At 71.4% G+C, this 17,638-nt stretch carries 19 protein-coding genes; 6 read left to right on the top strand and 13 right to left on the bottom strand.

Annotated elements, in window-relative coordinates; all coding sequences use genetic code 11:
* Positions 1–10: 10 nt before the first annotated feature.
* From ACFZ8E_RS09795 to ACFZ8E_RS09780, 4 genes are all read right to left on the bottom strand, one after another.
* A complete protein-coding gene (locus tag ACFZ8E_RS09795; RefSeq protein ID WP_147728141.1) occupies positions 11–871 on the bottom strand; it encodes an NAD(P)-dependent oxidoreductase in 861 nt (286 codons plus the stop codon).
* Between the two features lie 33 nt (positions 872–904).
* A complete protein-coding gene (locus ACFZ8E_RS09790; protein ID WP_405042691.1) occupies positions 905–1,747 on the bottom strand; it encodes an SDR family NAD(P)-dependent oxidoreductase in 843 nt (280 codons plus the stop codon).
* Positions 1,744–2,511: an enoyl-CoA hydratase-related protein gene (locus ACFZ8E_RS09785; protein WP_405042690.1), complete on the bottom strand. Its 768-nt coding sequence runs from the start codon at positions 2,509–2,511 to the stop codon at positions 1,744–1,746. Before ACFZ8E_RS09785 ends, ACFZ8E_RS09790 begins: the two co-directional genes overlap by 4 nt.
* A 202-nt stretch (positions 2,512–2,713) precedes the next feature.
* Complete coding sequence (locus tag ACFZ8E_RS09780) at positions 2,714–4,459, bottom strand: acyl-CoA dehydrogenase (protein ID WP_243949515.1); 1,746 nt, start codon at positions 4,457–4,459, stop codon at positions 2,714–2,716.
* 144 nt (positions 4,460–4,603) lie between these two features.
* On the opposite strand from ACFZ8E_RS09780, the gene ACFZ8E_RS09775 reads away from it, so the two are divergent.
* On the top strand, positions 4,604–5,617 hold the full coding sequence (locus tag ACFZ8E_RS09775; RefSeq protein ID WP_405042689.1) for an L-threonylcarbamoyladenylate synthase: 1,014 nt from the start codon (positions 4,604–4,606) through the stop codon (positions 5,615–5,617).
* A gap of 178 nt (positions 5,618–5,795) precedes the next feature.
* Here the strand turns inward: ACFZ8E_RS09775 and wrbA are convergent, their stop codons facing one another.
* Positions 5,796–6,395: an NAD(P)H:quinone oxidoreductase gene (gene wrbA, locus ACFZ8E_RS09770; protein ID WP_147728527.1), complete on the bottom strand. Its 600-nt coding sequence runs from the start codon at positions 6,393–6,395 to the stop codon at positions 5,796–5,798.
* A 140-nt stretch (positions 6,396–6,535) separates the two neighbouring features.
* Between wrbA and ACFZ8E_RS09765 the strand changes: the two genes are divergently transcribed.
* A complete protein-coding gene (locus tag ACFZ8E_RS09765) occupies positions 6,536–7,429 on the top strand; it encodes a LysR family transcriptional regulator (protein WP_243949519.1) in 894 nt (297 codons plus the stop codon).
* A gap of 21 nt (positions 7,430–7,450) precedes the next feature.
* Here ACFZ8E_RS09765 and greA read toward each other — a convergent pair whose 3' ends face one another.
* The 5 genes from greA to ACFZ8E_RS09740 form a co-directional block, all read right to left on the bottom strand.
* Positions 7,451–7,918: a transcription elongation factor GreA gene (greA, locus tag ACFZ8E_RS09760; RefSeq protein WP_405042688.1), complete on the bottom strand. Its 468-nt coding sequence runs from the start codon at positions 7,916–7,918 to the stop codon at positions 7,451–7,453.
* Positions 7,919–8,001: 83 nt separating this feature from the next.
* Positions 8,002–8,988, bottom strand: coding sequence for an MDR family oxidoreductase (locus tag ACFZ8E_RS09755; protein ID WP_405042687.1), 987 nt, complete (start codon positions 8,986–8,988; stop codon positions 8,002–8,004).
* A 99-nt stretch (positions 8,989–9,087) separates the two neighbouring features.
* Complete coding sequence (locus tag ACFZ8E_RS09750; RefSeq protein WP_405042686.1) at positions 9,088–9,681, bottom strand: hypothetical protein; 594 nt, start codon at positions 9,679–9,681, stop codon at positions 9,088–9,090.
* A gap of 205 nt (positions 9,682–9,886) precedes the next feature.
* A complete protein-coding gene (locus ACFZ8E_RS09745; protein WP_147862922.1) occupies positions 9,887–11,041 on the bottom strand; it encodes a cell wall hydrolase in 1,155 nt (384 codons plus the stop codon).
* Between the two features lie 199 nt (positions 11,042–11,240).
* Positions 11,241–11,777, bottom strand: coding sequence for a hypothetical protein (locus ACFZ8E_RS09740; RefSeq protein WP_147843704.1), 537 nt, complete (start codon positions 11,775–11,777; stop codon positions 11,241–11,243).
* Between the two features lie 124 nt (positions 11,778–11,901).
* Between ACFZ8E_RS09740 and ACFZ8E_RS09735 the strand changes: the two genes are divergently transcribed.
* From ACFZ8E_RS09735 to ACFZ8E_RS09720, 4 genes are all read left to right on the top strand, one after another.
* Positions 11,902–13,293, top strand: a complete 1,392-nt coding sequence (locus ACFZ8E_RS09735; RefSeq protein ID WP_147859561.1) for an aminotransferase — start codon at positions 11,902–11,904, stop codon at positions 13,291–13,293.
* Between the two features lie 200 nt (positions 13,294–13,493).
* Complete coding sequence (locus tag ACFZ8E_RS09730; RefSeq protein WP_147843706.1) at positions 13,494–13,718, top strand: hypothetical protein; 225 nt, start codon at positions 13,494–13,496, stop codon at positions 13,716–13,718.
* Between the two features lie 147 nt (positions 13,719–13,865).
* Entirely contained in the window at positions 13,866–14,786 is a 921-nt protein-coding gene (locus tag ACFZ8E_RS09725; RefSeq protein WP_405042685.1) for a metallophosphoesterase, read from the top strand.
* Between the two features lie 61 nt (positions 14,787–14,847).
* The gene (locus ACFZ8E_RS09720) at positions 14,848–15,294 is read left to right on the top strand and encodes an ABC transporter ATPase (protein ID WP_147843707.1); all 447 of its coding nucleotides are present in this window, start codon (positions 14,848–14,850) and stop codon (positions 15,292–15,294) included.
* A gap of 15 nt (positions 15,295–15,309) precedes the next feature.
* Here the strand turns inward: ACFZ8E_RS09720 and ACFZ8E_RS09715 are convergent, their stop codons facing one another.
* From ACFZ8E_RS09715 to ACFZ8E_RS09705, 3 genes are all read right to left on the bottom strand, one after another.
* On the bottom strand, positions 15,310–15,639 hold the full coding sequence (locus tag ACFZ8E_RS09715) for a type II toxin-antitoxin system HicB family antitoxin (protein ID WP_147727897.1): 330 nt from the start codon (positions 15,637–15,639) through the stop codon (positions 15,310–15,312).
* Positions 15,636–15,896 (bottom strand): type II toxin-antitoxin system HicA family toxin, encoded by a 261-nt coding sequence (locus ACFZ8E_RS09710; RefSeq protein WP_243949527.1) that lies wholly within the window; start codon positions 15,894–15,896, stop codon positions 15,636–15,638. The genes ACFZ8E_RS09715 and ACFZ8E_RS09710 overlap by 4 nt, the downstream gene beginning before the upstream one ends.
* A gap of 76 nt (positions 15,897–15,972) precedes the next feature.
* On the bottom strand, positions 15,973–17,505 hold the full coding sequence (locus ACFZ8E_RS09705) for an acyl-CoA carboxylase subunit beta (protein WP_147727895.1): 1,533 nt from the start codon (positions 17,503–17,505) through the stop codon (positions 15,973–15,975).
* Between the last annotated feature and the right edge of the window lie 133 nt (positions 17,506–17,638).

The following is a 17,638-nucleotide window of genomic DNA, read 5'->3' as shown; positions in this document are numbered from 1 at the left end:
ACGAACGCGCTCAGTCGAGCGCGTGGGGCGGCGGCGCGCTTGCATCCGGCACGAAGAAGTCCGGCGCAAGGGGCACGCCCGCGGTGACGCGGTATTGCGAGAAATCCGTGACGCCGTTCTGCGACAGGAACGTGTCGTCGATCAGGAATTGGCCGGTGATCTCGCGAGCCGGCTTCAGAAACAGGGTATGGGCCGCGTCGGCGATGATCTCGGGGGTGCGGCTCGCCCGCATCAGCGCCTCGCCGCCGAGCAGGTTGTTGACCGCCGCCGTCGCGATGGTGGTGCGCGGCCACAGCGCGTTCACGGCGATGCCGGCCTTGCGCAGCTCGCCGGCGAGGCCGAGCACGCACAGCGACATCCCGAACTTCGCCATCGTGTAGGCGAGGTGCGGCGAGAACCACTTCTCCGCCATGTCGAGCGGCGGCGACAGCATCAGGATGTGCGGGTTCTGCGCCTTTTCCAGATAGGGAAGCGCGTATTTCGAGACCATGTAGGTCCCGCGCGTGTTGATCTGATGCATCAGGTCGAAGCGCTTCATCTCGGTCTGGCGCGTCGGGGTCAGCGAGATCGCGCTGGCGTTGTTGACCACGATGTCGACGCCGCCGAACGTCTCCGCGGCGCGCGTGAAGGCGTCGCGCACCGAATCCTCGTCGCGCACGTCGACCACCAGCGGCAGCGCCCGGCCGCCGGCCGCCTCGATCGCGGCGGCGGCGGTGTGGATCGTGCCCTCGAGCTTGGGGTGGGGCGTCTCGGTCTTGGCCGCGATCACCACGTTGGCCCCGTCGCGGGCCGCGCGCAGGCCGATGGCGAGCCCGATGCCGCGCGAGGCGCCGGTGATGAACAGGGTCTTGTCGGCCAGGGTACCGGTCATCGCTTCCTCCGCGCGGGGGTCGGGCGTTGCGTGTCAGGGCTTGATCCGGAAGCGGACGGGCTGCGTCCCGTCGGCATCCGTGAAACCGTATTCCGCCGCGATGTCGCCGGCGTGGATCACCCGGCCCGACCGGGCGATCACGTCGGGGTCTGCGGCGAGCGCCGCCAGCGCGCGGCCGGCATAGAGCGGGCTCTCGGTGGCGAGCGCGCCCTGCCCGAGGTCGCAGACGCGCTCGGTCCGCACGAAGCCCGGCGAAAGGGCGAGCGCGGTGACGCCGTGCGGGCGCAGCTCCTCCCCGAAGGCGAAGGCGAGGCGGTTCGTCGTCGCCTTGGCGAGGTCGTAGTAGACGTCGCCGAGGTAGCCGTCCTCGGTGCCGAAGGAGACCAGCGCGATCAGGCCCGATCCGGCCGCGATCATCCCCGGCGCCACGGCGCGAGCGAGCAGCAGGCCGGGATAGGGGCCGACGCGGGCGAATTCCGCGAACGGCTCGGCCGAGCGGCGCCAGAACGGCGTGCCCCATCCGGTCCCGTCCGGGTAGCGCTCGCCGTCGTAGCCCTCGTTGCCGCCCCAGACGCTCGAGACCGCGACGTCGATGCGGCCGAAGCGGCGCAGGGTCCAGTGGACGAGCGCATCGACGGCGCGCTCGCTGGTGTGGTCGCAGAGGTAGTGATGGCCCTCGCCGCCGGCGGCGTCGACCTCGCGGCTGGTGTCCTCGATCGATTCGGCGCGCTGCTCGGTGCGCGGCCCGGTCTCGCTCGACCGGGCGGTGACGACCACCGTGGCCCCCGCCTCGCCGAGCGCCCGGGCGATGCCCCGCCCGACGCCGCGCGAGGCGCCCGCGACGAGGCAGATCTTCTGGCCGAGGTCGGGCGTCACGGCCTCGGGCCGGGCTTCGACCGGGCGAGGAATGCCCGGAACGCGCCCTGCGCCTCCTCCGTGCGCAGCTGCCGGTCGAACGCCTCGGCCTCGGCGTCCAGCGCCGCCTCGACCGCGGCCTGGTCCCCGCGGATCAGCTTTCGCGAGGCGGCGAGCGCGCCGCGCGGCAGGGCGGCGAGGCGCGCGGCCTGGCCGAGGGCGTGCTCCAGCAGCATGTCGGAGGGCATCACCGCGTTGACGAGCCCGAGCGATTCGGCCGCATCCGCGCTGAACATCTCCGAGAGCAGCAGCAGCTCGGTCGCCTTGAGGCGGCCGATCCGCCGCGGCAGCAGGTAGCTCGAGGCCGCCTCCGGCACGAGGCCGAGCTCGACGAAGGGCATGCGGAAGCGCGCCGTCGGGCTGGCGTAGACGAGGTCGCAGTGCAGCGTCAGCGTCGTGCCGATGCCGACGGCGATCCCGTCGACCGCCGCGACCATCGGCGTCGCCGTGCGCGCGAGCTGCCGGATGAAGCGGAGCGAGGGCGCCTCGCTGAACGCCTTTTCCGCCCGCGAGACGAACTCGGCGATGTCGTTGCCGGCGCAGAAGATGCCGGGCACCCCGGAGAACACCACCGCGCCGACGGCATCCGACGCGTCGGCCGAGGCCAGCGCCTCGCGCATCGCGTCGTACATCGCCCAGGTGAGCGCGTTCTTCTTCTCGGGCCGGTTCAGCGTGATCGACCGGACGCCGTCCGCGCCGTCGGTGATCGCCACGTGCTCGCTCATCTCCGCCTCCCCCTGATCATTCGTTCCAGGCCTCGCCAGCGACCGATCGATGTCACCGTTTCCGTTCCAGACCCGCCATCCCGGGGCGCCGAAGGTGCGCCCGGGATCCGGAGCCGCCGGCCGGGCTCGATGAGGTGCCACCTGCGGTTCTGGATTCCGGGCTCCGCGTCGCGGACCCGGAATGACGGGCGGAGGGCTTGGGTCACGCCACCAGCATTGCGGCCGCATCGTCCAGGAACCCGCCGCCGTCGATCACCACCTGGGCCAGCCCGTCGGCGGCCGGCAGCAGGTTCTCGGCGAAGAAGCGCGCCAGCGCGATCCGCGCGGCGTGCGCCGGATCGGTCTCGCCCGCCTTCAGCGCGGCGCGGGCGGCCAGCGCCTCGCGGGCGAGGCAGGCCGCGCCCTGGGCCAGGCCGAACAGCCGCAGGTACGGCGTCGCGCCGGCGAGGGCCGCGTCGGGCCGGTTGGACCTCAGGCTCGCCAGCTGGTGGCTGGTGGCACGGTCGAGGGCCTCGATGCCGACGCGCAGCCGCGCCGGCGCGTGGCCGAGGGCCGGGTCGGCGGCCTTGAGCAGGGCTTCGGCGACCCGGCGCATGGCGGCGATCTGCGCGCGCACCGTGGCGCCGTCGTTCAACGGGAGCTTGCGCCCGGTGAGGTCGATCGCCTGGATGCCGTTGGTGCCCTCGTAGATCCCGAGGATGCGGGCGTCGCGCATCGCTTGCGCCGCGCCGGTCTCCTCGACGAAGCCCATGCCGCCGTGCACCTGCACGCCGAGGGAGGCGACCTCGTTGGCGATGTCGGTCGAGAACGCCTTGGCCACCGGCGTCAGCAGCGAGGCGCGGTCGAGCGCCGCCTTGCCCTCCGGCCCCTCGGCCGCGTCGAGGGCGGCCGCGGTCAGGTAGCAGATGCCGCGCGCGGCCGCGGTGCAGGCCTTCATCGTCAGCAGCATGCGCTGCACGTCCGGATGGGCGACGATCGCGCTCGTCTCGGCGGAGGCCGCCGCTTTTCCCTGCCGGCGCTCGCGGGCGTAGGCCAGCGCCCGCTGCGTCGCCGCCTCGGCGATGCCCACGCCCTGCAGCCCGACATTGAGGCGGGCGTTGTTCATCATCGTGAACATGCAGGCGAGCCCGCGATTCGCCTCGCCGATCAGCCAGCCGACGGCGCCGCCGTTGTCGCCGAAGGCCATCGAGCAGGTCGGCGAGGCGTGGATGCCGAGCTTGTGCTCCAGGCCCGAGCAGCGCAGGTCGTTCTCCGACCCGTCGGGGAGCACCTTCGGCACCAGGAACAGCGAGATGCCGCGGGTGCCCGCGGGCGCATCCTTCAGGCGGGCGAGCACGAGGTGGACGATGTTCTCGGCCATGTCGTGGGCGCCGTAGGTGATGTAGATCTTCGAGCCGACGATGCGGTAGCTGCCGTCGCCGGCCGGCTCCGCGCGGGTGCGGATCGCGGCCAGGTCCGAGCCGGCCTGCGGCTCGGTCAGGTTCATCGTCGCGGTCCACTCGCCGGAGACGAGCTTGCCGAGGTAGCGCGCCTTCAGATCCTCCGAGCCGTGCGCCGCCAGCGCCTCGATGCCGCCGGCGGTGAGCAGCGGGCACAGGCCGAAGGCGAGGTTGGCGCCGTTCCACATCTCAGTGCAGGCCGCGTCGAGCACCTGCGGCAGGCCCTGCCCGCCATGGTCCGGGTCGGCGGTGAGCCCGTTCCAGCCGCCGGCGACGAATGTCCTGTAGGCGTCTGCGAAACCCGGCGCCGTAGTGACGACGCCGTCCGCGAGCGTCGCGCCGTGCCGGTCGCCGATGCGGTTCAGCGGGGCGAGCACGTCGGCGGCGAGGCGTCCGGCCTCGGTGAGGATCGCGTCCGCGTCCTCGATGCCGAGCGCGCCCGTGCCGTCGAGCCCGGCGATGTGCTGCAGGGTGAACACCATCTCGGACACGGGTGCGCGGTAGCTCATCGGCTGTTCCTCCCGCCCGGCCCGGTTCGACCGTGCCTCGGCGTCTCGTTTGACGGTCGGCGCGGGGGCACGCTAGGCCCACGCCCTCCGCTGACGGCATACGCCCGAACCGGCCCCGCCGTCACCGCCGGAGATGGTTTATATATGAACGATCTCGCGTCAATCCCCGCCCCGGCCTCGGGCCGGCGCCCGACGGCCCGCCTCCCGGGCGACGGATCGGGCGTGGCGGAGGCGGCGCGCCTGATCCGGGCCGGCGCCTGCGTCGCCTTCCCCACCGAGACCGTCTACGGCCTCGGCGCCGACGCCACCGATGCGGAGGCGGTCGTCGGGATCTTCGCGGCGAAGGCGCGCCCGCGCTTCAACCCGCTGATCGCCCATCTGCCCGGCCGCACCGCCGCCGAGGGTCAGGGCACGTTCGACGACCACGCGCTTCGGCTCGCGGAGGCGTTCTGGCCGGGCCCGCTCACCCTGGTGGTGCCGGCCTCGGGCGGCACCACCGTGTGCGACCTGGCGCGTGCCGGCCTGCCGAGCGTGGCGCTGCGGGTTCCCGCCAACCCGCTCGCCCGCGATCTTCTCGCCGCAATCGGCCGCCCCGTCGCCGCCCCGTCGGCGAATCGCTCGGGCCGGGTCAGCCCGACGCGGGCCGACCACGTGCTCGCCGACCTCGACGGGCGGATCGCGGCCGTGCTCGACGGCGGCGACACCCCGGTCGGGGTCGAATCGACGGTGATCGCCTGCCTCGGCGGCCCGCCGCGGCTGCTCCGGCCCGGCGGCATCACCCGCGCGGCGATCGCGGCCGTGCTCGGGACGGCGTTGGCCGCACCGGCGCAGGACGATGCGGCCCGGCCGATCGGCCCCGGCCTCCTGGCCTCGCACTACGCGCCGCGGGCTGCGTTGCGGCTCGACGCCGAGGTGGTCGAGCCCGAGGAGGCGGTGCTGCTGTTCGGTGCGTCGCGCCCGGTGGGGATCGAGCGCGCGCGCGCGGTCTCGAACCTCTCTCCGCGCGGCGACCTCACGGAGGCGGCGTCCCGCCTGTTCGCCGCCTTGCGCGACCTCGACGCGTCGGGAGCCGCGACGATCGCAGTATGCTGGATCCCCGCCGACGGCCTCGGCGAGGCGATCCTGGACCGGCTCGGACGGGCCGCCGCCCCGCGCTGAAAAAATCTTTCGTCCGGCGTGGAACCGGGGGTCGCGAGGGCTGTTTCCCCATCACGAAGGCCAGTTCAGCCCCCAATGGCCTTTTTCCTTCCAGGCTCGGAGCAATCCGAGCCTTTTTTCTTGCGCTTTTCCGGCAGCGGCGGGCCGAGGCAGCGAACCGCCCCGGCCCTCGACGGCGTCAGCCCGCCAGCTTGGCGGCGATCCCGGCCACGTGCCGGCCCTGGAACTTCGCCCCCTCGAGCTCGATCGCGATCGGCTGGCGCGAGCCGTCGCCGCCGGCGATGGTGCTGGCGCCGTAGGGCGTGCCGCCCGACACCGTTTGCACGTCGCTCATCCCCTTGAACGAGTAGGGAAGCCCGACGATCACCATGCCGTGGTGCAGCAGGACGGTGTGGAAGCTGGTGATCGTGGTCTCCTGCCCGCCATGCTGCGAGCCGGTGGAGGTGAACACCGAGCCGACCTTGCCGACGAGGGCGCCCGTCGCCCAGAGGCCGCCGGTCTGGTCGATGAACTGCTTCATCTGCGCGGCCATGTTGCCGTAGCGGGTCGGCGTGCCGAAGATGATCGCGTCGTAGTCGGCCAGCTCTTCGGGCTTCGCGATCGGGGCCGGCTGGTCGAGCTTGTAATGCGATTGCTTGGCGACCTCCTCCGGCACCAGCTCGGGCACGCGCTTCACGTGCACCTCGGCGCCGGTCTCGCGCGCGCCCTCGGCGGCGGCGTGGGCGAGCTGCTCCACGTGGCCCCAGGACGAATAGTACAGCACCAGGATCTTCGTCATCGTCGGCTTCCGTTCGCATGGCCGGGCGGCGATGCCGGGATCGGCGGCCGCCTCGCGCTCGCCCGAAGATCGTACCCGCCGGGCTTTGCGCAAATGCCCCGATCTGCAAGAACGATCTTGCGTGAATGCAAGGTCGATGGATGGCGACGCCCTGGGACGACTTTCGGCTGGTGAAGGCCATCGCCGACCATGGCGGATTGACCGCGGCCGCCGCACGCCTCGGCATCAACCACTCGACCGCGTTTCGGCGCCTCGCGGCGATCGAGGCGTCCGTCGGCGCACGCCTGTTCGAGCGCTCGCGTGCGGGCTACGCGGCGACGCAGGCCGGGATGGCGATGGTCGAGGCGGCCGGCGCGATGGAGGAGACCGCCGCGCGTTTCGCCCGCGACGTCGCCGGGCGCGCCTCGGAACCGACCGGCCTTCTCCGCATCACCGCGCCGTCGGGCCTGGTCACCGACCTGCTGATGCCGATCCTCGCCGATTTTCGCACCCGTTGCCCGGGGATCCGCCTCGACGTTGTGGTGTCCGACGACGCGCTGAATCTCTCGCGCCGCGATGCCGACGTGGCGGTCCGCGCCAGCAACGACCCGCCGCAGAACCTGTTCGGGCGCCGCCTCTCGACCGTCGGTTGGGCCCTCTACGGCCGCGCCGACGATACGGATCGCGACCCGCGGCGTGCGGATTGGGTGGCGCCGTCGGAGCAGGTCGGCGACGGCAGGTTCCTGCGCTTCGTCGCCGAGCACGGTGACCCGGACCGCATCGTGATGCAGCTGAACACGGTCGCCGGCCTGTGCGAGGCTGTGGAGGCCGGCATCGGCATCGGCCTGCTGCCCTGCCTCAGCGCCGATCGGCAACCAGGTTTGCGCCGGCTGCGGCCACCCGATCCCCACTTCGCCGACGGCCTGTGGATGCTGACGCACCCGGATCTGCGCCATTCGGTGCGGGTCCGGGCCTTCATGGATTTCGTCGGCGATGCGGTCGTCGCGCTGCGCCCGGTCATCGAGGGCCGTACGGCGAACGACGGAACGGCTTAGCCGGGCGGGACGAACCGACGGTCAGCCGGCCTTGATCTCGGTGATCTCGACTTCCTGCCCGTTCACCTCGACGACGTCGCCGACGCTCTTGCCGGTGATCGCTTTGGCGAGCGGGGCGACGTAGGCGATCGAGCCCTTGGCCGGATCGGCCTCGTCCTCGCCGACGATGTGGAAGGTCTGGCGGGTGTCGTCCTCGCGCCGCACGGTCACCGTCGAGCCGAAATGCACGGTGTCGCCCTCGACCGTCTCGACGAGCTGGGCCGTGCCGAGCCGCGTGGTCCAGTAGCGCAGGTCGCGCGTGACGCGGGCGGTATCGGCCTTGTCGTCGGGCGTCAGCTGGGCCTGCTCGGCCTGGAGGCGCGCGACCTCCTGCTCGATCTGCGCGAGCCCCGCCGGGGTGACGAAGTTGGTGTGGGGGGAGATCGGGCGGTCGGGGAGGTCCTCGAAGGCTTCCCCGCCCTCCTTCTCGCGAACGAATGCACTGCTCATGGGTCGAGAATGCCCCGGCTTGCGCCGCGGTTCCGTCCCGAAGCCGACTCATCGCCGGGGCGGTCGGCGTTCGGCGTCGCGCGTCAGCCGATCTCGACCACCGTCCGGCCGCGGATCTTGCCCGAGAGGATGTCGGCTCCGAGCCTGCCGACCTCGGCGAGGCCGACGCGGTTCGTCATCGCCGCAAGCTTCTGCAGGTCGAGCTCGTCGGCCAGCCGCGCCCAGGCGGCGCGCCGCTTCGCCTGCGGCGTGGTCACGCTGTTGATGCCCAGCAGCGACACGCCGCGCAGGATGAAGGGGGCGACCGAGGTCGGCAGGTCCATGCCCTGCGCCAGGCCGCAGGCGGCGACCGCTCCGTCGGCCTTGGTCTGGGCGAGCACGTTGGCGAGCGTCGTCGAGCCGACGGCGTCGACGGCCACGGCCCAGCGCTCCTTGCCGAGCGGCTTGCCGGGCTTGCTGAGCTCGTCGCGGTCGACGATCTCGGCGGCGCCGAGGGACTTGAGATACTCCGCTTCCCCGGCGCGCCCGGTCGAGGCCATCACGTGCCAGCCGGCTCGCGCCAGCAGCGCGACCGCGACCGAGCCGACGCCGCCCGAGGCGCCGGTGACCAGGGCGGGACCGTCCTTCGGGGTCAGGCCGTGGGCGTCGAGCGCCATCAGGCAGAGCATCGCGGTGTAGCCGGCGGTGCCGATCGCCATCGCCTGCTCCGGCGACAGGCCGGCGGGCAGCGGCACCAGCCAATCGCCCTTCACCCGCGCCTTCTCGGCATAGGCGCCCAGATGCGTCTCGCCGACGCCCCAGCCGGTGAGAACCACCGCGTCGCCGGGCTTGTAGTCGGGGTGGTCGGAGGCCTCGACGACGCCCGAGAAGTCGATGCCGGGGATCATCGGGAAACGGCGCACCACCGGCGACGCGCCGGTCATCGCCAGCCCGTCCTTGTAGTTCAGGCACGAATGGGTGACGCGGACGGTGACGTCGCCGTCCATCAGGTCGGCCTCGTCGAAATCGGTGAAGGACAGGCTCTGGCCGGCCTCGCCCTTCTCGATCACCCAAGCCTTGAACCGCGCCATGCTCGCCTCCCGATGCGTTCGGGGGACCTGTGGCGGGAGCGGCGCGAAATCAACCCGCCGGAGGGTCGGGCTCCGGCGGGGCGATGCGGGCGGAGGCTCTCAGTAGCCGTCGTAGAGGCTGCCCGAGGAGAAGCCGAGGCCGACGCCGATATCGGCCGAGCTCGCGCCGGCGATGCCGAGCGCGTCCGGGATCGAGCCGAACCGCGGCCCGCCGTAGCCGACGCCCTGGTAGCCGCCACCGTAGCCGCCCCCGACCGGCACCCAGCCCGAGCGGGCCGGCGCGACGAGGACGCGGCGGCTGACGCTGGCGTATTCCGGCGGGATCGTCTCGGGGATCGACTGGGCCGGCTGCACCAGCACGCGGCGGTGCTCCACCGTGAACTGCGGCGGGGTGGTGACCCAGCAGCCGATCAGCTCGCCGTAGGGCCCGCGCCGGGTCTGCCAGGTCCGGCCGCCGGGCGAGACCATCACCCGCTCCGACACGGTGTCGTAGACCGGCGGCGTGGTGCGGTAGATCGTGCGGGGCGGCCGCACCAGCACGTTCTCCTGCACGGTGTCGAACACCGGCGGGGTCGAGACGTGGCGGTAGCATTCGGAGCCGTAGCAGCCGCCGGCCGAAGCGGGCGATGCGACGAGGACGGCACCGGCGAGGGCGGCCAAGAGCAGGGTGTTTCGGGCGACCGGCGCGGTCATGACGGCTTCCTCTGATACGCGGAACGAAAGGGATGACGCGAAGGGCGCGCACATCTCGACGCTCAAGAGGCCGTCGGGTTGCTGTACAAGCAAGCGCTATCCGAAAGTAGGGTAAAATTAACCCTCGATCCGGAGTACGTAGTTACCGTCTACGTAAGTAAATCCTCGATGAATTGAATTGCAGAATTTTGGTTGTCCTCGAATCCTACGTCTGCCCGGGCTTGAGCTCGTAGAAGATGTGCCGGCCGATGACGTCCATCTTGCGCAGGCGCCGCGACCAGCCCGGCTTGACGTAGTCGGCATGGTAGTGCGTCGCGTCGCCGACCTCGGCGAGGTAGGTGCGCCCCTCGATCACCGACTGCGCGATGCGGGTGGCGGTGGCCCACGAGCCCGAATCGGTGATGCGCAGGGCCTTGCCCTCGCAGGCGAAGGAGAACTGGCAGCCCATGTAGCGGTGTCGGTTCTGGTAAACGACGCCGCAGACGTTCGACGGGTAGAGCCCGCTCTTCACGCGGTTCAGCACCACCTGGGCGACGGCGGCCTGGCCGGCCTCGGGCTCGCTGCGCGATTCGAAGTACACGGCCTCGGCAAGGCAGCGCTGCTCCTTGTCCATGGCGTCCGGCCCGATCAGGTCGGCGTAGCGATGGCGGGCGTCCTCGGGGACCGATTGCGCCACCGGCGGCTCCGTCCGGTCGGTGCGGATGGTGAGGCCCGGCAGCATCAGGCTGGCCGAGGCGACCTCGACCGGCGTCGCGTCGGCCGGCGCCGGCGTCGTCGACGACAGGGCGACCGCGCGCGGCACCGGCGGCGTCGAGCCGTCGTCGCGGCGTTCCTCCGCGGCTTCGGCGATCGCGTCGTCGTCGCCGGGCGTGCCCGTGTCGGCGCGCCCGAGCCCGAGATCGGGGACGGGGACGAAGCCGGCGTCCGGCTCGAGGTCCGGGTTCCAGGTGGCGGTCCCCGGCGTCAGCAGGCCGGTGACGTTGCCGGTGAGGTTGGCGAAGAGCAGCGACGTGCCGGCTTCGCGCAACGATGCCGCGGTGCGCTCGAAGCTCGGGCCCGGCGCGCGCGCCGGATCGCCCTTGCCGCCGCGCTGCACGATCGGGAACACCCGCGCCTCGGCCTTGAGATCGGCCTGCAGCGGCGCGTCGCCGACCCGGCGCCGGGCGCGGACGGCGTCCGCCCGCTCGATGGTGAGGAGGGCGCCGGCGCCGTCGCGGCGCAGGCTCGCGCCGATCAGCACGGTGCCGGCCGGCAGGGCCGGGACCAGGCGTGCGTCGCTCTCGGTCAGCCGGCTCGACCCGAAGCTGGTCTCGGTGCCGGCGCTCGCCGTGAAGGAGACCAGCAGCCCGAGGCCGGCCATCCAGGGCGTGAAGGCGGTGCCGAGCCCGATGAGGCCCCGTCCGCGTCGTCCTCGTCTCGTGCCCACGCCGAACCGACCCGTACTGGAAAAGCCACGCCCGACGATCCTCCCGGCTGGTTCCGGTACGAGGATGGCGGTCGCGGATTTATCGCGCGGTATGGTTGCGGAGGGGTTAAAGGCGCCCGATCGACGGTTGCCCTCAGGCGGCGCGGACGACCGCGATGTCGAAGGTCGGGCCGTGCGGGCCCATGCGCTCGCGCATGGTGATGCGGTCGTCGGGCGTCAGGGTCCCGAGCGGCACGTCCCGGTCCGGCAGCACCACCGTCGTCGCCTTGTTGAGGTGGACCAGCACGTGGCGCTTCATCGGCAGCGAGGCCGCGGCCCAGGCCTTCAGCTGCCCGTAATACGGCTCGCGCGTCCACGCCTTCGGCTGGCCGGGGTCGACCTGCACGTTCATGTTGCGGTTCACCGGATCGAGGCTAAGCACCATCTTGGCGCGGTCGGGCTTCCACTCGGGGCCGAGCCAGCTCTCCGTCATCCACAGGCAGTGGAAGGCGCGGCAATGGTCGGGCCGGTCGGCGTGGATCGCGCAGCCGCGCCCTGCCCGGGTGTGGCGGCACCATTGCCCGGCGACGCTCTCGACCGCGGGCACGTCGTAGACCTTGCAGCACAGCGTGCAGGCGCCGCAGGCGCGGCCGGGGGCCGGCATCGCGACGATGGTGGCGGGATCGAGCATCGCGTCGAGGCTTCGCGGTTACGAAAGGGGCCCGGCCGAGGCCGCGCGGTTCTGCCGGGGTACCTGAGCCCGCATCGGGTCGGTAGTGTGGCGGGCCTACGCGCCACAGCACCGGATCGCCCGCATGCTCTCGAACCTCGCCGTCCGCGACGTCGAAACCCTGATCCACCCCTACACCAATCTCGATGCGCACCGGGGCGCCGGGCCGCTGGTGCTCGAGCGCGGCGAGGGCGTCCACGTCTACGACACGGAAGGCCGCCCCTACATCGAGGGCATGGCGGGGCTGTGGTGCACGGCGCTCGGCTACTCCAACGGCGAGCTCGTCGAGGCCGCCCGCGCGCAGATGGGCAAGCTCCCGTTCACCCACCTGTTCTCCGGCCGCAGCCACGATCCGGCGATCGAGCTGGCCGAGGTGCTGAAGGAGCTGATGCCGGTCCCGACCTCGAAGATCTTCTTCACCTCGTCGGGATCGGAGGCGAACGACACGCAGGTCAAGCTGGCCTGGTACCTGAACAATGCGCTGGGCCGGCCGAAGAAGAAGAAGATCATCGGGCGCCAGCGCGGCTATCACGGCGTCACCATCGCCACCGCCTCGATGACCGGGCTGCCGGCCAACCACACCGACTGGGACCTGCCGCTGCCGGGCTTCCTCCATGTCGGCTGCCCGCACGTCTACCGGTTTGCCGAGCCCGGCGAGACGGAGGCGGCGTTCTCGCAGCGGCTGGCCGACGAGCTCGAGGCCACGATCCTGCGCGAGGGGCCGGAGACGGTGGCCGCCTTCGTCGCCGAGCCGGTGATGGGCGCCGGCGGCGCCATCGTCCCGCCGGAGGGCTACTTCGCGGCGATCCAGGCGGTGCTCGCCCGCTACGACGTGCGCTTCATCGCCGACGAGGTGATCTGCGGCTTCGGCCGCCTCGGCACCTGGTTCGGCAGCGAGGCGCTGGGGATGCGGCCGGACACACTCTCCTTCGCCAAGGCCCTGACCTCGGGCTACGTGCCGCTCGGCGGCGTCTCGATCGACGAGCCGCTCTACGAGGCGATGCGCGAGCAGAGCCGGAAGATCGGCACCTTCGGGCACGGCACCACCTATTCCGGCCACCCGGTCGCCTGCGCCGTCGCCCTGAAGACCATCGAGATCTACAAGCGCGAGCGCATCGTCGAGGGCGTGGCGGCGAAGGCGCCGCACTTCCAGGCGCGGCTGTCCGCGTTGGCCGAGCACCCGATCGTCGGCGAGGCGCGCGGCCTCGGCCTGATCGGCGGGCTCGAGATCGTCGCCGACAAGGCCTCGCGCCGGCAGTACGAGCCGAAGGCCGGGGTGGCCGCCCGCTGCGTCGCCTTCGCGCAAGCGGAAGGGCTGATCGTGCGCTTCCTGATGGGCGACCGCATCGCCGTCTGCCCGCCGCTGATCATCACCGCGGACGAGATCGACGCCCTGTTCGACCGCCTGACACGGGCGCTCGACCGGACCGCGGCGTGGATCCGCGCCGAAGGGCTGGAGGCGATGCCATCCCTCTAGCACCGTACTGCGCCCCCTGGAATGCTGCGACGCGGCAGCGCTTTCTTAAGCCTGCGTTCATCCCGGCTGCACCCTTATCGTTCATCCGCCGGCTCAGGACCCGGGGGATGATCTCGAATCGCCCGCCACCGCCCTGGAGCGGCGTGGGGGCACGAAGCGACGGCGCGACCGTCACGCGAACGACCACAGGACGCAAACCCATGTACGCCCCCGATGCGATGCAAGGTTCGGAGATGCAGGCCCAGGCTCACGAGCCCGAGCGCCGGCAGATGGACCAGGCCGAGGCCCGCTACGGCTTCCGTCCCCTCGCGCTTCCGGCGCTCGCCGCCGCCGCCCACTCGGTGAAGCCGGCCGGCAAGGTCGCCCCGCGGACCAACCGCAAGGGCGTGCTCGGCATCGTGCACGAGGATGCGCCGATCGACTGACCGATCGCGCGAACCGCCCCGTTCCCGACGGTTCGGTTCAGACTTTCTCGACGGGTTCGCGTCATCGTCGCCCGCTCCCAGCCCGCGCCGCGCTTTCGCCGGAGTGCCGCGCTAGGAGCGCCCGACAGACGCGAACCCGAGGCTTCCATGCTGATCCTGCCGAGCCGCAGGCAGGTCCTGACCGGAATCGGCGGCACCTTCGCTGCGGCGGGGCTTTCGACCGGCGCCTACGCCTTCGGCGTCGAGCCGCTGCATCGCCTCGTGGTGACCCGCTACGCCCCGCGCCTGCTGGATTGGACGCCGGGGCTCGCCCTCAAGGTCGCGGTGCTCGCCGACTTCCACGTCTGCGAGCCGTTCATGCCGCTCGACCGCGTCGCCGAGATCGTCGACGCGACGAACGCGCTGTCGCCCGACCTGATCCTCATGCTCGGCGACTATCCGGCCGCCGGCCGCATCGCCTGGAAACGCGTGCCGCTGCCCGAGTTCGCGCGGCTCGTTGCGGGCCTGCGCGCGCCGCTCGGCACCTACTCGATCCTTGGCAATCACGATTGGTGGGACGACGCGGCCGCTCAGGCGGCCCGCGGCGGCGTGCCGGAAGCACGCCGCGTGCTTCAGGCGGTCGGCATCCCGGTGATGGAGAACGACGCGCTGCGCCTTTCCAAGGACGGGCACCCGTTCTGGATCGCGGGGCTGGGCGACCAGCAGCCGTTCCTGGTCTTCGACGACGACAGCGGTCGCGACGACCTGCCCGCGACGATGGCCAAGGTGACCGACGCGGCGCCGGTGATCCTGATGATCCACGAGCCGGACGCCTTCGTCGACGTGCCGGAGCGGGTGTCGCTGACGCTTGCTGGGCACACCCATGGCGGCCAGATCCGCCTGCTCGGCCGTTCGCCGGCGATCCGCCCGATCCACGGGCACGACTATTCCTACGGCCACGTCGTCACCGACGGGCGCCACATGATCGTCTCGGGCGGGTTCGGCGTCAGCCGCATCCCGGTCCGCCTCGGCGTGCCGCCCGAGATCGTTCTGCTCGAGCTCGGGTCGAGCCCGGCGCCCACCGCCTGAGCGGCGAGACGCCTCACGCGCCGGCGCTGGCCGTTTCGCGCACGCACGCTACGTTCTCGGCATGCGCGCGCTCCTCGTCGGCCTCATCCTCGCCCTGCCCGTCCCGGCGCTCGCCGACGAATGCGGCGACCTGATCGACAAGGTCGCCAAGGCGACGACGGCGAGTCCCGGCAACCGCAGCGCCGACTTCGCCAACTTCACGGCCGGCGACGGCACCACCCTGACGCTGTCCTGCGGCGGCCCGCAGCTCTCGTCGGTCGGCGCGCAGTTCCGCGGCGACGCCCCGCCCGACGGCTACTACGCCCTGTTCGGCAAGGCCGGCCACGCCGTCACCGGCATCGCGGCCGACGTGATCGAGGCGGCGGCCCACAAGGCCCGCGAGGCGGCGAGCCGCCTGCGCCACAGCAACGTCGACGCCGGCGGCGCCCGCATCACCTGCTCCGTCTCGGGCACCGACAAGGGCCCCCTGACGATGTGCGCCGTGATCGAGCACAGCGACCGGAGCTGAGCGCGGAGGGCCGCCTCAATCGGCCGCCTGCTCCAACGTGCGGGCGACCCACTTGTTGAGGCTGATTCCGGCCCGGCGTGCCGACGAGACCAGCGCGCGATGCAGGCCCGGCTCGACGCGCACCACGAACTGCCCGGAAAAGGCCTTCTCCGGCTCTTCCCCGCGCTCGGCGCAGAAGGCTAGGTAATCCTCGACGCTGTCGGCGAGCGCCTGCTTCAGCTCGTCGACGGACCGGCCCTGGAACGTGATCACGTCGCGGAGATCCAAGACCTCGCCGTGAAAGATATCGGCTTCCGCATCGTATTCGACGGAGGCTTCGTAGTTCCGATACTGCATCGTCGTCATGGCGTGACTCCAGCCTCGATCAGGAAGCGTCGCACCGACTTGACCGCGCCCTTGTCCGTCTCCTTCTGCGGATGAGGCCGGTGAAACACCGCCCGCACCCCGTGCAGGGCCACCCGGATCCGCGACCCGCGGCCTTCCGTGATCTCCGCGCCGCACGCGCTCATCAGGGACTCGATGTCGGACCAGACGACACCCGAGCACACGGGGTCGGCGAAGATCGCCGCCAGCGTCGTCCGATGCCGTCCGCCGAGCTTCATATGATATCAGCAGCCAGTATCACAAGACGTGCCTTCGCGGTGCGGTCGACGACCCGCACCTCGTTGCCTCCCGCCCTCAGAGCGGGATGTTGTCGTGCTTCTTCCAGGGCTGCTCCATCTCCTTGGTGCGCAGCATGCCCAGCGCCCGCGCGATGCGCTTGCGGGTGGAATGCGGCATGATCACCTCGTCGATGTAGCCGCGCTCGGCCGCCACGAACGGCGACAGGAAGCGGTCCTCGTACTCGCCGGTGCGCGCGGCGATCTTGTCGGTGTCGCCGAGCTCGCTGCGGAAGATGATCTCGACGGCGCCCTTGGCGCCCATCACCGCGATCTGCGCGGTCGGCCAGGCGTAGTTCAGGTCGGCGCCGACGTGCTTGGAGGCCATCACGTCGTAGGCGCCGCCGAAGGCCTTTCGCGTGATGATCGTCACCAGCGGCACCGTCGCCTGGGAGTAGGCGAACAGCAGCTTGGCGCCGTGCTTGATCAGGCCGCCGTATTCCTGCGCGGTGCCCGGCAGGAAGCCCGGAACGTCGACGAAGGTCACGATCGGGATCGAGAAGGCGTCGCAGAAGCGCACGAAGCGGGCGGCCTTGCGCGAGGCGTCCGAGTCGAGGACGCCCGCCAGCACCATCGGCTGGTTGGCCACGAACCCGACCGTGCGGCCCTCGATCCGGCCGAAGCCGGTCATGATGTTGCGGGCGTAGGCCGCCTGGATCTCGAAGAAGTCGCCCTCGTCGACGACCCGGCGAATCAGCTCGCCCATGTCGTAGGGCTTGTTCGGGTTGTCCGGGATCAGCGTGTCGAGCGACTTGTCGAGCCGCAGCGGGTCGTCGAAGCTCTCGATCTCCGGCACGCCGTCGATGTTGTTGGCCGGGAGGAAGTCGAGCAGCCGGCGGATCTGGAGGATTGCCTCGACGTCGTTCTCGAACGCGCCGTCGGCGATCGACGACTTCGTGGTGTGGACCTTGGCCCCGCCGAGCTCTTCCGCGGTGACGACCTCGTTGGTGACGGTCTTCACCACGTCGGGGCCCGTGACGAACATGTAGCTCGTGTCGCGGACCATGAAGATGAAGTCTGTCATCGCCGGCGAGTAGACGTCGCCGCCCGCGCACGGCCCCATGATCACCGAGATCTGCGGGATGACGCCGGACGCCGCGACGTTGCGCCGGAACACCTCGCCGTAGCCGCCGAGGGCCGCCACGCCCTCCTGGATGCGCGCGCCGCCGGCATCGAAGATGCCGATGATCGGGGCGCGCATCTTCAGGGCCATGTCTTGGACCTTGATGATCTTCTGCGCGTGCGTCTCGGAGAGCGAGCCGCCGAACACGGTGAAGTCCTTCGAGAACAGGAACACGGTGCGGCCGTTGACCGTGCCCCAGCCGGTGACGACGCCGTCGCCGGGGATCTTCTGCTTCTCCATTCCGAAATCGGTCGAGCGGTGCTGCACGAACATGTCGAACTCTTCGAACGACCCGTGGTCGAGCAGGAGCTCGATGCGCTCGCGCGCCGTGAGCTTGCCGCGCTTGTGCTGGGCGTCGACCCGCTTCTCGCCGCCGCCGAGGCGGGCGAGCGACCGGCGCTCCTCGAGCTTTTCCAGAATGTCCTTCATGGGTCGAGCGGTCCTGCCTCGGGCGTCGGAAGAGTCTTGTCTTGCCTAAGCTGGCCGAGGAGGCCGGCCCGCTCAAGCTTCGAAGCGCCTTAGCACGCGGTTCCGCGCCGGGGAATTGAACCTGATTTGGCGA

The organism is Methylobacterium sp. HMF5984 (genome assembly GCF_045033435.1).
Lineage (GTDB): Bacteria > Pseudomonadota > Alphaproteobacteria > Rhizobiales > Beijerinckiaceae > Methylobacterium.
This window is presented reverse-complemented; position numbering and strand designations above follow the sequence as displayed.

Bases quoted from the DNA above. Each gene is read 5' to 3' on its own strand.
- ACFZ8E_RS09755 (WP_405042687.1), bottom strand. From the start codon at position 8,988: ATGGCGCGGTTCAAGGCTTGGGTGATCGAGAAGGGCGAGGCCGGCCAG.
- ACFZ8E_RS09795 (WP_147728141.1), bottom strand. From the start codon at position 871: ATGACCGGTACCCTGGCCGACAAGACCCTGTTCATCACCGGCGCCTCG.
- ACFZ8E_RS09745 (WP_147862922.1), bottom strand. From the start codon at position 11,041: ATGGCCGGCCTCGGGCTGCTGGTCTCCTTCACGGCGAGCGCCGGCACC.
- wrbA (WP_147728527.1), bottom strand. From the start codon at position 6,395: ATGACGAAGATCCTGGTGCTGTACTATTCGTCCTGGGGCCACGTGGAG.
- ACFZ8E_RS09720 (WP_147843707.1), top strand. From the start codon at position 14,848: ATGCGCGCGCTCCTCGTCGGCCTCATCCTCGCCCTGCCCGTCCCGGCG.
- ACFZ8E_RS09780 (WP_243949515.1), bottom strand. From the start codon at position 4,459: ATGAGCTACCGCGCACCCGTGTCCGAGATGGTGTTCACCCTGCAGCAC.
- greA (WP_405042688.1), bottom strand. From the start codon at position 7,918: ATGAGCAGTGCATTCGTTCGCGAGAAGGAGGGCGGGGAAGCCTTCGAG.
- ACFZ8E_RS09740 (WP_147843704.1), bottom strand. From the start codon at position 11,777: ATGCTCGATCCCGCCACCATCGTCGCGATGCCGGCCCCCGGCCGCGCC.
- ACFZ8E_RS09710 (WP_243949527.1), bottom strand. From the start codon at position 15,896: ATGAAGCTCGGCGGACGGCATCGGACGACGCTGGCGGCGATCTTCGCC.
- ACFZ8E_RS09765 (WP_243949519.1), top strand. From the start codon at position 6,536: ATGGCGACGCCCTGGGACGACTTTCGGCTGGTGAAGGCCATCGCCGAC.
- ACFZ8E_RS09785 (WP_405042690.1), bottom strand. From the start codon at position 2,511: ATGAGCGAGCACGTGGCGATCACCGACGGCGCGGACGGCGTCCGGTCG.
- ACFZ8E_RS09775 (WP_405042689.1), top strand. From the start codon at position 4,604: ATGAACGATCTCGCGTCAATCCCCGCCCCGGCCTCGGGCCGGCGCCCG.
- ACFZ8E_RS09705 (WP_147727895.1), bottom strand. From the start codon at position 17,505: ATGAAGGACATTCTGGAAAAGCTCGAGGAGCGCCGGTCGCTCGCCCGC.
- ACFZ8E_RS09750 (WP_405042686.1), bottom strand. From the start codon at position 9,681: ATGACCGCGCCGGTCGCCCGAAACACCCTGCTCTTGGCCGCCCTCGCC.
- ACFZ8E_RS09725 (WP_405042685.1), top strand. From the start codon at position 13,866: ATGCTGATCCTGCCGAGCCGCAGGCAGGTCCTGACCGGAATCGGCGGC.
- ACFZ8E_RS09735 (WP_147859561.1), top strand. From the start codon at position 11,902: ATGCTCTCGAACCTCGCCGTCCGCGACGTCGAAACCCTGATCCACCCC.
- ACFZ8E_RS09715 (WP_147727897.1), bottom strand. From the start codon at position 15,639: ATGACGACGATGCAGTATCGGAACTACGAAGCCTCCGTCGAATACGAT.
- ACFZ8E_RS09730 (WP_147843706.1), top strand. From the start codon at position 13,494: ATGTACGCCCCCGATGCGATGCAAGGTTCGGAGATGCAGGCCCAGGCT.